The sequence below is a fragment of the Stutzerimonas stutzeri SDM-LAC genome, from assembly GCF_000235745.1.
GTDB lineage: Bacteria > Pseudomonadota > Gammaproteobacteria > Pseudomonadales > Pseudomonadaceae > Stutzerimonas > Stutzerimonas stutzeri_H.
The window spans coordinates 42,212-52,527 of record NZ_AGSX01000116.1 but is presented as its reverse complement, the minus strand read 5'-3'; the positions used below and the strand labels follow the sequence as shown (position 1 = coordinate 52,527).

At 61.4% G+C, this 10,316-nt stretch carries 12 protein-coding genes; 2 read left to right on the top strand and 10 right to left on the bottom strand.

The window, feature by feature from the left end:
* Positions 1–122: 122 nt before the first annotated feature.
* Positions 123–590: a thioesterase family protein gene (locus PSTU_RS0112030; protein WP_019341279.1), complete on the top strand. Its 468-nt coding sequence runs from the start codon at positions 123–125 to the stop codon at positions 588–590.
* 50 nt (positions 591–640) lie between these two features.
* Here PSTU_RS0112030 and PSTU_RS0112025 read toward each other — a convergent pair whose 3' ends face one another.
* Genes PSTU_RS0112025 through abc-f form a run of 5 tightly spaced genes read right to left on the bottom strand, consistent with a single transcriptional unit; the run spans position 641 to position 5,058 of the window.
* A complete protein-coding gene (locus tag PSTU_RS0112025; RefSeq protein WP_029404747.1) occupies positions 641–1,102 on the bottom strand; it encodes a YaiI/YqxD family protein in 462 nt (153 codons plus the stop codon).
* 14 nt (positions 1,103–1,116) lie between these two features.
* On the bottom strand, positions 1,117–1,749 hold the full coding sequence (locus tag PSTU_RS0112020) for a LysE family transporter (protein WP_019341277.1): 633 nt from the start codon (positions 1,747–1,749) through the stop codon (positions 1,117–1,119).
* Between the two features lie 53 nt (positions 1,750–1,802).
* On the bottom strand, positions 1,803–2,564 hold the full coding sequence (locus PSTU_RS0112015; RefSeq protein ID WP_019341276.1) for a TerC family protein: 762 nt from the start codon (positions 2,562–2,564) through the stop codon (positions 1,803–1,805).
* Positions 2,565–2,569: 5 nt separating this feature from the next.
* Positions 2,570–3,151 carry a mechanosensitive ion channel family protein gene (locus PSTU_RS0112010; RefSeq protein WP_019341275.1) on the bottom strand — a complete coding sequence of 194 codons (582 nt, stop codon included), beginning with the start codon at positions 3,149–3,151 and terminating at the stop codon, positions 2,570–2,572.
* A complete protein-coding gene (abc-f, locus tag PSTU_RS0112005) occupies positions 3,148–5,058 on the bottom strand; it encodes a ribosomal protection-like ABC-F family protein (RefSeq protein ID WP_019341274.1) in 1,911 nt (636 codons plus the stop codon). Before abc-f ends, PSTU_RS0112010 begins: the two co-directional genes overlap by 4 nt.
* Before the next feature lie 67 nt (positions 5,059–5,125).
* Between abc-f and PSTU_RS0112000 the strand changes: the two genes are divergently transcribed.
* On the top strand, positions 5,126–5,605 hold the full coding sequence (locus tag PSTU_RS0112000; protein WP_019341273.1) for a TIGR02444 family protein: 480 nt from the start codon (positions 5,126–5,128) through the stop codon (positions 5,603–5,605).
* On the opposite strand, the gene PSTU_RS0111995 is transcribed toward PSTU_RS0112000, so the two are convergent.
* The 5 genes from PSTU_RS0111995 to PSTU_RS20755 form a co-directional block, all read right to left on the bottom strand.
* Positions 5,578–6,372, bottom strand: coding sequence for an AlgP family protein (locus PSTU_RS0111995; RefSeq protein WP_019341272.1), 795 nt, complete (start codon positions 6,370–6,372; stop codon positions 5,578–5,580). The two genes, PSTU_RS0112000 and PSTU_RS0111995, sit on opposite strands and share 28 nt — an antisense overlap.
* Positions 6,373–6,487: 115 nt before the next feature.
* Positions 6,488–6,952 carry an Rsd/AlgQ family anti-sigma factor gene (locus PSTU_RS0111990; protein WP_019341271.1) on the bottom strand — a complete coding sequence of 155 codons (465 nt, stop codon included), beginning with the start codon at positions 6,950–6,952 and terminating at the stop codon, positions 6,488–6,490.
* Positions 6,953–7,201: 249 nt separating this feature from the next.
* Positions 7,202–7,693, bottom strand: coding sequence for a disulfide bond formation protein B (locus tag PSTU_RS0111985; protein ID WP_019341270.1), 492 nt, complete (start codon positions 7,691–7,693; stop codon positions 7,202–7,204).
* 122 nt (positions 7,694–7,815) lie between these two features.
* Positions 7,816–9,054 (bottom strand): heme biosynthesis HemY N-terminal domain-containing protein, encoded by a 1,239-nt coding sequence (locus PSTU_RS0111980; protein WP_019341269.1) that lies wholly within the window; start codon positions 9,052–9,054, stop codon positions 7,816–7,818.
* Positions 9,051–10,310, bottom strand: coding sequence for a uroporphyrinogen-III C-methyltransferase (locus PSTU_RS20755; protein WP_019341268.1), 1,260 nt, complete (start codon positions 10,308–10,310; stop codon positions 9,051–9,053). The genes PSTU_RS0111980 and PSTU_RS20755 overlap by 4 nt, the downstream gene beginning before the upstream one ends.
* Positions 10,311–10,316: the final 6 nt, after the last annotated feature.

Sequence of the window (10,316 nt, the reverse complement as noted above, 5' to 3'; positions counted from 1 at the left end):
GGCGGGAATTGTCGCGCTCGCGTCGTGGCGATCCAGCCAATCTCACTGGCGCACCCGCCGCGCCACTGTTCAATCCCGTCGCCCTCCGGCAGCTTAGCCCGACCTGCCCGAGAGCCTGACGCATGAATCTCCCGATCGATACCATCGAAGAACAACAACAGGCCGTGCGTCAGCTGTTCGAGCGCATTCCGTTCAACGAATACCTGGGCATCGAGCTGGGCGAAGTGACCCGCCAGCGCGTGGTGATGCATTTGCCAATGAAGCACGAGCTGGTCGGCAACTTCTTTCACGGCATTCTGCATGGCGGGGTGATCGCGTCACTGCTCGACGTCGTGGGCGGCGCCATGGCGATGATCGGCGCCTTCGAAAAGCATCAGCACCTGACGACCGAAGCGCGCGCCTTGCGCCTGTCGCGGCTTGGCACTATCGACCTGCGAATCGACTATCTGCGCCCAGGGCGTGGCGAACGTTTCAGCGCCGCCGCAACGCTGTTGCGTTCCGGCAACAAGGTGGCAGTGGTGCGCTCAGAGCTGCACAACGAAGAAGGTGTATTGATCGCAGTCGGCACCGGCACCTATCTCTGCGGTTGATCGCAAAGCGCAACCTGAAAGGAAACAGACCCTGCTGCAGCGGCCGTCGGCTAGCGAACACCGGTGCGAGCGAGCTGCGTCAATAGACGATCCAGCGCGTTGGCGAATGCCTGGCGATCACGGTCGCCGTACGCCGCCTGGCCACCGCCCGCCTGCCCCTGCTCACGCAGGTCTGTGAATAGATTCCGTACTGCCAGACGATCGCCCATGTTGCCCTCATCGAACTCTCGCCCTCGTGGATCGAGCGCAGCCACGCCCTTCTTCACCAGGCGATCAGCCAGCGGCACATCACTGCAAATCACCAGCTCGCCGGGCTGTGCGTGCTCGACCAGATAATCGTCCGCAGCATCCGGGCCACTCGGCACCACGATCAGGCGAACACAGGCGAAGGCCGGCTTGATCTGACTCTGCCCAGCCACCAGCACCACTACGAACTTGCGCTTGAGCGCGAACTTGATCAGCTGTTCTTTTGCGGCCTTGGGACACGCATCGGCGTCAACCCATACCCGCAACGGTACGGCTGCCGTCATGTTACCGCCCGCTGCACGGTGGCCAACAAGGCGGCAGCACCGGCGAACATGGCGGCGAAGCTGCGGTTGACCAGCCGCTGCTGGCGCGGCGTGCGCAGCAACCGCAACACCTTCGCCGCCAGACCGGTATAGCCCGCCATGACAATCAGGTCGACGGCCACCATCGTTGCCCCCATGTGAAGGTACTGCACTACCAGGTCCCCCTGCGGATCGAGGAACTGCGGCAGCACGGCAAGAATGAACACAATGGCTTTCGGGTTGCTGGCATTGACCAGAAAGCCGCGAAACACCAATGCCAGCGGTCGGCCGATTGGTCGCGGCGCGGAACTGTCGTCGAGCATTTCCGGCAGCGCTCGCCATTGTTTCAAGGCGAGCCACAGCAGATAGGCGACACCAAACCACTTGATCACACTAAAAGCCAGCGAAGAGGTCGCCAGCACGGCGCCCACCCCGGCCGCCACGACTGCGATCTGCAGCGCCAGCGCGATCTGCAGCCCTATGGCGTTCCAGTAGCCGCGCCAGAAGCCGTATTGCAAGCCACAGGACATCGAGGCGATCGCCCCTGCGCCCGGCGAAAGGCTGATGACCCAACAGGCGACGAAGAAGGCAAGCCAGGTTTCGAACGTCATGGTTGATCCTCACACCATCGGCTGCGCCGAGCAGACGCAGCCGGCTATGGTTCTCAGTCCGGCATGTCCTTGCCGAGTTTCACAGGCTCTTTCAGCTTGCGATTCATCGCCTTGCGCATGCGGATGTTGAGGGCTTCTACTGCCAGGGAGAACGCCATGGCGAAGTACACATAACCCTTGGGCACATGCGCGCCAAAGGCTTCGGCCACCAGCAGGGTGCCGACCACGATCAGGAACGACAGCGCGAGGATCTTCAGCGTCGGATGCTTCTCGATGAAGTTGCTGATGGTGCCAGCCGCCAACATCATGACCCCAACCGCGATGACGATCGCGGCGATCATCACCTGTACGTTGTCCACCAGACCCACTGCGGTAATCACCGAATCCAGCGAGAAGACGATATCGATCACCGCGATCTGCAGGATGATGCCGACAAACCCAGCTTTAACCGCACCGCCGGTGGTTCCATCCTGCTCTTCCTCTCCCTCGACGCTGTGCCAGATTTCCATGGTGCTCTTGAACAAAAGGAACAAGCCACCAAAGAACAGAATCAGGTCGCGCCCGGATACGCCTTGCTCGAAGACCGTAAACAGGTCATTGGTCAGGCGCATTACCCAGGCAATCGACAACAGCAAGAGAATCCGCGTACCCATCGCCAGGGCCAGCCCGAAGAAGCGCGCCTTGGGTTGCTGCTCCTTGGGTAAACGTCCGACCAGAATGGAGATGAAGATGATGTTGTCGATACCAAGGACGATTTCCAAGGCGGTCAGCGTCAGAAACGCGACCCAGATTTCTGGGCTGCTAAGCCATTCCATGAGTGCTACTCGTGTGTGCGGTTATTGGAAGTTTGGATGTCGGTCCCGCGCCAGCGGCGCACGACCTTCTGAAAGAACAAGCTATTTGGCACCTGAACGATCGCACCAGTTCCGCTCTCGGAGATTTCCTCCAGCGTGGTGTAGAGCAGGTTGATATCGATGACGCGGCCTTTGACGATGGGCTTGTCGAAGCTCTCCACGAGTTCCACCAGATCGCCCAACCGAAAAGGCCCCACCGTCATGATGAGTACGGCGCAAAGCAGGTTGGACAGCACGCTCCAGATCGCAAAAAAGGCGACGGCGGCGACCGCAACGAACCCGGAGAAAGCGGTCCAGAGAACGGTTGCCGAAACCCCGAAGCGCTCGAGCACCATGATCAGCGCACCGCCCATGATGAACCAGCGAATACCGCCCCGCAGCGGCAGCAGCAGTTCAGGCGGCAACGGATAGCGCCTGCCCAGCCGTTCCAGCCCGCGCGCCACCAGCCGTTGCAACAGGTAGGCGATAAATAGGATCAGGATGACCTGCAGCCCAAGCAGTAGCGGGTCGCGCCACTGCTGGAGCAGTAACATTAGCGACTCGTTCATGCGCTACCCTCGAGCTGCCCTTGCAGGCTCTCCAGGGCTTCGAGCGCTTCCAGCCAGGCCTCTTCCAGCTCGCCTTCGCGCACCTTTAGCTCAGCCTGTTTGGCCAGCAGCTCGCGAAGCTCATCCTTGCGCGCCACCTCATAGAGCGCGGCATCACCGAGTCGCTGCTCCAGCACGGCCAGCTTGTCATGCACACCGACCAGATCCTTTTCGAATTTGTCCGCCTGGCGTTTGAGCGGCGCCAACTGCTGCCGCAAAGCAGCCGCCGCCTGACGCAAGGCGCGTTTGTCGGTCTTGTCGCCGGATGGCTCGATTGCGCTCATTGGCTGCTGGCGGGCGCGAAAATCCACCAACCATCGCGCGTAATCCTCGAGGTCTCCATCGAAGGTGACGACCCGCCCTTCAGCCACCAACAGAAACTCGTCGGTCGTGCTCTTGAGTAGATGGCGATCGTGTGACACCACCAACACCGCACCCTCAAAATCCTGTAGCGCCAGTGTCAGAGCCAGGCGCATCTCCAGATCCAAGTGGTTGGTCGGTTCGTCGAGCAACAGCAGGTTGGGCTTGCCCCAGGCGATCAGCGCCAGCGCCAGTCGCGCCTTTTCACCGCCGGAGAAATTGAGCACCGGCTCGTCACAGCGATTGCCGCGGAAATCGAAACCACCCAGGAAATCGCGCAGCACCTGCTCACGCTCGCCCGGTGCAATGCGCTGCAAATGCAACAGCGGACTGGCCTTGGCATCCAGGGCGTCGAGCTGATGCTGGGCGAAATAGCCGATCACCAGATTCTCGCCACGCTGCAGACGGCCACCCAATGGCTGCAGTTCGTTTGCCAATGTCTTGATCAGCGTCGACTTGCCCGCACCGTTGGGACCGAGCAGACCGATACGCGCGCCGGGCACCAGCTGCAGCTTGACCTTGTCCAGCACCACTTTTTCGCCGTAGCCAAGACGGCCCTGTTCAAGATCCAGCAGCGGGCTGGAGACCTTATCCGCCTCGCGAAACACGAAGTCGAATGGCGAATCGATATGCGCCGGCGCCAGCTCTTCTAGCCGTTCCAGTGCCTTGATCCGACTTTGCGCCTGACGCGCCTTGCTCGCCTTGGCTTTGAAGCGGCGGATGAAATCCTCCATGTGCTCGCGCTGCGCCTGCTGCTTTTCGAAGGCTTGCTGCTGCTGAGCCAGACGCTCGGCGCGCGCCCGCTCGAAGGCTGAATAACCGCCGCGATAGAGCGTCAGCTTGCGCTGTTCAACATGGACCACGTTACCAACCACCTCGTCGAGGAAGTCGCGGTCGTGAGAGATGAGCATCAGCGTGCCCGGATAACTCTTGAGCCAGGCTTCCAGCCAGAGGATCGCGTCCAGATCGAGGTGGTTGGTCGGCTCATCGAGCAACAGCAAGTCCGACGGACACATCAGCGCCTGGGCCAGGTTCAGGCGCATTCGCCAGCCACCGGAAAAGCTGCTGACCGGTCGATCCATCTGTTCGTTGGCAAAGCCCAGGCCTGCCAACAGCTTGCGCGCCCGCGCGTCAGCGGTATAGCCGTCGGCGTTATCGAGTTCGGTATGCAAACGAGCCAGCGCGCTGCCATCGTGGGCAGCTTCAGCCTCGATCAGCTCGCCCTGGATGCGGCGCAGCTCGGTATCGCCGTCCAGCACGTAATCAACCGCCAACCGGTCGAGCACGTCGACCTCCTGGCGCATGTGCGCGATGCGCCAGTCCGGCGGAATCTGGCAGTCGCCGCCATCTGCGGCAAATTCGCCACGCAGCAAGGCGAACAGGCTGGATTTACCGGCGCCGTTGGCACCGACCAACCCCGCCTTCTGGCCAGGGTGAAGAGTCAGATCGGCGCCGTCGAGCAAACGCTGCGGGCCGCGCTGTAGAGTGAGGTTCTGGAGTCGGATCATAATGGCGGCGGAGTTTATCAGGTCGCCCGGAAATCCATCCGGCTGCCCACGAAAAAAACCACTGCAGATGAAGAACGACGACCTCTGGAATTTTGCCGTTGCCTGCTATGCGGAGCCTGGCGTGGAAAAGGCGTGCCTTGAATTGCAGGCGCTAGGACTGGACGTGTGCCTGCTCCTCGCCTGCAGCTGGCTGGAGACCCGCGGCGCCCGCTGGGATGCACAGCGATTGGAAGCACTGAAACAACTCAGCAAGGATTGGCAGAGCGCAGTCGTATTGCCCTTGCGAAACCTGCGCCAGGCGTGGCGTGAGCAAGCAGCCGGCGACACAGAACTTGCCGACTTGCGCAGGCGTGTCAAAACGCTGGAACTGGATGCCGAACGGACTCAGCTCGATCGCCTTCAGCGAGTAACACAGCATTGGCTGGCAGAGGACGGATCGGACAACTGGCTGAACCCACTGTGCGCAGGGGTCGATGGCGACCCGCGCGCATTGCTGAACGTACTGCGCCGTGCGGCTTCTCAGCTGGACGCTGGCGGTGCGGGCTGATCCGCGCTGAGGGTCCTGGTTGATGGAGGCTTGCGCGTTGCAGCGGGCTTGGCAGCACCGGATGGATTGGCTGTAGCCGGTTTGGGTTTTGCGCGGCTACTGGCAGGCCGGGCGGGGCGTTTCGCAGCACTACCAGCTACTGCCGCTGGGTCGCCGGAAGCGTTAGCGGTGGTTGGCTTGCCATCTTTGGAAGCTACCGGCCGCGTGCGGGTTTTGACTGCTGGCTTGCTCGCCGCCGGGCTTGAACTGCTGGACGATGGCCTGGTCGGAGCTGGCTTGGTTGTTGCCGGCTTGGCAGCACCTGACTTTGTTGTAGCGCGCGCAGCCTTGCGTTGCGCTGAAGCCGAACGCGATGGCGTGGCCTTGCCGCGTGATGCCAGTGCTTGTGCCGCAGCCTTTTCAACCTGTGTGACACCTTGCGCCAGGCTCAGGCTCTGCTCGGCATCGCGTTTAAGATCGGCCAGATAGCTCAAGGTTTCGCTCTGCCGTGTCTGCAGCAACGCGAGCATGTCATCCAGTTCGGTCAGTTTTGAACGCGCCTTGCCTTGGGCTTTCGACTTGCCCGCACTGCCAGCCTCGTCGAGCTTGGCTCGCGCTTTGACCAGTTTTTCCTGAGCCTTGCCGCGCTGCTTTTCTAGCTTGGCCAGGAGGAGCTCTGCGTCCTTCTGTGCATCCGTGCAGGCCTTTTCCAGGTGCTCCACCAAACTCTTCGATAACTGCTGAAGCAAGTGCAGCGGAGTCGTGACCGCGTTCTTCGTTGCTGGCATGAAAGCGCCTCCTGGCGGGATTGGTGCAACCATACTAGACGGGCTGCAGTGATCCGCCAACCAACCAGCGAGGCATGCTACAAGCGATCCTTCGCTCGCAGCTGAGTGGCGCAGATCAGGCGGTAGCCGCAGGCTGCTTATGCGCCGTGTGCAGCACTTCGATCAGGCAGTCCTCTAACTCGAAGCGCTCGTGTAGCAAACGCCCCAGATGCTTCAGCTCGTCCGGAAGGCCTGGGCTTTCAAGGCAATCGCCCTTGTCGCAACGATCATTGAAAGCAACCGCCACCTGGGTGATTGCCTCGATACGAGGATAAATCTGACGCGCCAGATCCAGGCCGCGCTCGTCACCAAAGGCTTCAGCTTCGTTGAGCAATTGCTCATAGATCTCGAAATGACCAGCCGAAACATAGTCGAGCAAGAGTTCACAGAACTTCTGCAAGGCCTGGCGGGTACCCGCTTCGACACCTCCATGCAGCCCATCGAATGCGTTGATCAATGCATGGCGTTCCTGCAGCCAGCGGTCTATCAGCAGGTGTACACCTCCCCAGCGTTCCTGGGCGTTCCGACAGCTCTCGAGCATGATGACCTCACTTCCCTAATCGATGTTTCTTGTTGCGCCTTCCGAGACGGTTTTTTGTCTTGGGATATCGGCCTTGGGTGAGTGACAGCGAAATTGGCAGAAAACCGACGCCGCCAGGGCAGACTAAGCCGCAGAGAAGGATGCATCAAGCAGCAGCATCATTTTCATTCTGCTCTTTCGACAACCCCGCTACGCCTTGCTCATTGACCGCCAACAACAGCGATCATTCGCACGCTCGAACAAAAAGCTTTAATCACGCCGCAACAGCTGCCAGAAACAAAAGACGGCCATAGCGATGAAGGCAAGCAAGGTCCACTCGGGAATACTCATGCCGAGCAGGGTCCAGCTGACTTCGGCGCACTCGGCCGTACCGTGAAGCACCAGCCTGGCGATTTCCTGGAACGGCAGGGCGTCCATCATGTATTCGAGACTGGGCAGACAGCTCGGGAGCTGGTCGGCAGGCATGTTCTGCAGCCAGATCTGGCGTATCGCCGTGCCGCCGCCAGCAACGGCGCAGAGCAATGCCAGAACCGAATAAACCCGTCGACCGGTCTTACGCGGGCCGTGCAACGCCGCGACCAGACAGACCAGGCCAAAGCCGATGACACAGATACGCTGAACGATGCACAGCGGACAGGGGGCCAGTCCGACAACATGCTCGAGATACAGCGCAGCGACCATCATCAACACGCAGCCGATGAAGGCCAGAAGAAACAGCGAACGTGGACTGGCCAGGTTCATGGTGACTCCGCAGACAGGAAAAGTTCGCTACGGTAGTGCGGCTCGCAGCGAGCTGCAAGCCATACGCAAACTGCCACAGCAGCGCGGGACAGATGTCACGTCCCGAGCGGCCGCGCCATCTGCTAACTGCTGCGGGTTGTCTGTATCCGGTTGGCGCTGGATTGATCAAGCAGCCCCAGCCCTTCCTGGAACAGCCGGTTGCTGCGCTCGTTGTCGCCCAGCTGGGCCACCAATCGCGCCAGCTCGGCGCAGGTTTCCGGACGGTGCTCGAAGCGCAGGCTGGCTTCGAGATAATCGCGGGCCTTGCCCCATAGCGCGTTGCGCATGCTCAGCCGACCAAGCGCGAGCAGAAGCTCGGCATTCTCCGGATTAGCCTTGAGCCAGTTTTCCGCGTTCGCCAGCTGACGCGCAGGGTCCTGACCGCGAAGGCGGCCGTAACGCTCCACCAGTCGATCATCGAACTGACGCTTGAGCGCTGCGTAGAGCACCTCTTCGGCCTTCGCATCGGCGCCTAGGCGGGACAGTCCGTCAGCGTAGGCTCGCACCAGCAGAGGCTCACTGCGCAACCCGGACGGGACGGTTTGCCACTTCTGATTCAGCGCCTGCAGCGCCTCCTCGTTGCTGGTGGCTGACGCCTGACCGGTTTGCTCAAGCGCTGCAGTCCAGGCCAACAACTCGAGCTCACTCAAGCGAGCCGGCGGTAATACCCGATGCTTGCGCAGTTCGGGCAGCAAGCGGCACAACGCAGACCAGTCTTGCAGCTGAACGTAGAGCTGCTGCAGCAGGGTCAGCACATAAGCATGACGAGGGTGATCGCTGTGCAGCGCATTGAGCGTTTCCCGCGCCTCGCCATACTGGCCTCTGGCGATCTGCAGCTGCGCCTGGGTCAGGCCAACCGCAAGCCCCGACTCGGGCTCGCGCTCCCTTGCCTTGCGCAGCAGCTCGTCGCTCTGCTCATGCTCGCCCAGTTCATTGGCGGCACGGGCGGCGCCAAGGTAATGCACCAGCGGCTGGTGATCGTGCTCGGCAGCGGAGCGCAAATGGCCCAGCGCGTGACTCCACTGGCCCTCGGCCAACTCTCGCAAACCGCTGCGGGATGCGTTGCTGACACGCCGCTCGCGATGACGACGCGACCACGGATTGACCAGGGCTCCGGACGTATGCAGCAGGCCGAGCACCCAGTGCACGACCATCGCCAGCAGCCACAGGCACGCGATCAGACCAAGGAATATCCAGAAGCTCGACTCGTAGCGGAAGCGGTCATAGCTGATCAGGACGTAGCCTGCGTCCTGTGCGATGGCCCAGCCGAAGAACCCAACGATTGCGATGAGCAGGATCAGGACAAAGGCGAATCGCTTCATGCGCGCTGCCCCTCTTCGGCTGAGGCCTCTTCAGTTGCTGGCTGGTCCGGTTTCGGGCTCGCATCTTCTTCCGGCTGTTGCGGTTTGCTGTCAGCAGGCGACGCATTACTTTCGGACGATTCGCGCTTCTGCACATAGGTCTGCAGTGCACGGAGCGCTGGTGAAAGATCGGGCAGGCTGACCGACACCTGGCGCGTTTTCAGCTCTTCGATGCGATCCCGAAGGCCTCGGCTCTGCCCGTTTTCTTCGCTGAAGTGATCGTTGATGAGCTGCGCGGCCTGCTCCAGCGATTGCTGGTAGACCTTTTCGTTGCTGTTCAGCACGGCCCACTGCGCTTGCTCGATGGCGAGAGACAAGGCCAACCGCACCTGCGCCAGGCTTTGGCCCGCAAGCAGCGGTTTGACGCTATTGCCGGCGTCGAAATCGATACGCACATAACGGGTCAGCTCATTCAGCCAACGCTGCCAGCGGCTATCAGCCTGCTCACTTCCCGCCTGGCCCGCCTCGAATTCTGGAGCCAGACCGTTGAGTTGGTTGGCTTGGCCGCGCAACGCACCCAGCTGAAGAAACAAACCGGTGCGGTCCAGTTCCGGCAGGCTGCGCAACGCCTCTAGCCCTTCGAGCAATTTCTGCCGTGCCGCGTAGGCACCGGGATCGTCCTGTTTGCGCAAGATCAAATCCGACTCGGCGAGCAGCGATTCGGCGCTGTTCACGTCTTGCATGGCCGACAGCTGCAACATCGCCATGCGCAGCAGATGCTCGGCTTCGGCGAGCCGCCATTGCTCGCGGCTGGACCCGAGAACCTGCTCGACACGCCCTGCCAGCCGTTGCTGATCGCTCTGCAACTCGGCAAGCAAACGACGACGATCCTCCAGTTGCTCCGCCGAGGGCAGCTGTTCGAGCTTACCGAGACGACTGGCCAGCTGCTGGCTGCGCTCACCCAACTGGCGGGTCTGTTCGCTCGCCGCCTGCGTTGACTGTTGCTGTTGCTGCTCCTGATCGGCCAGTTGCTGAGTCTGCCAGACGCTGTAGCCCCCCGCGGCCAGACCTGCGAGGGCGACCAGCAGGGCCAGACCGGCCAACCCTTTGCCGCCGCCACGCGCATCAGATTTGGCACTGGCAGGTGTTATCGGTGGCGGCGCCTTCGGGGCTTCTTTCGAATCCCTCGGGGCGTCTTTATTGATTGGACTCTGATTGGCGACGGAATCGTTGCCCTTCGGTTGCTGCGGTGCCTTGTCGGGGTCTACTTCGCTCACGTTTCC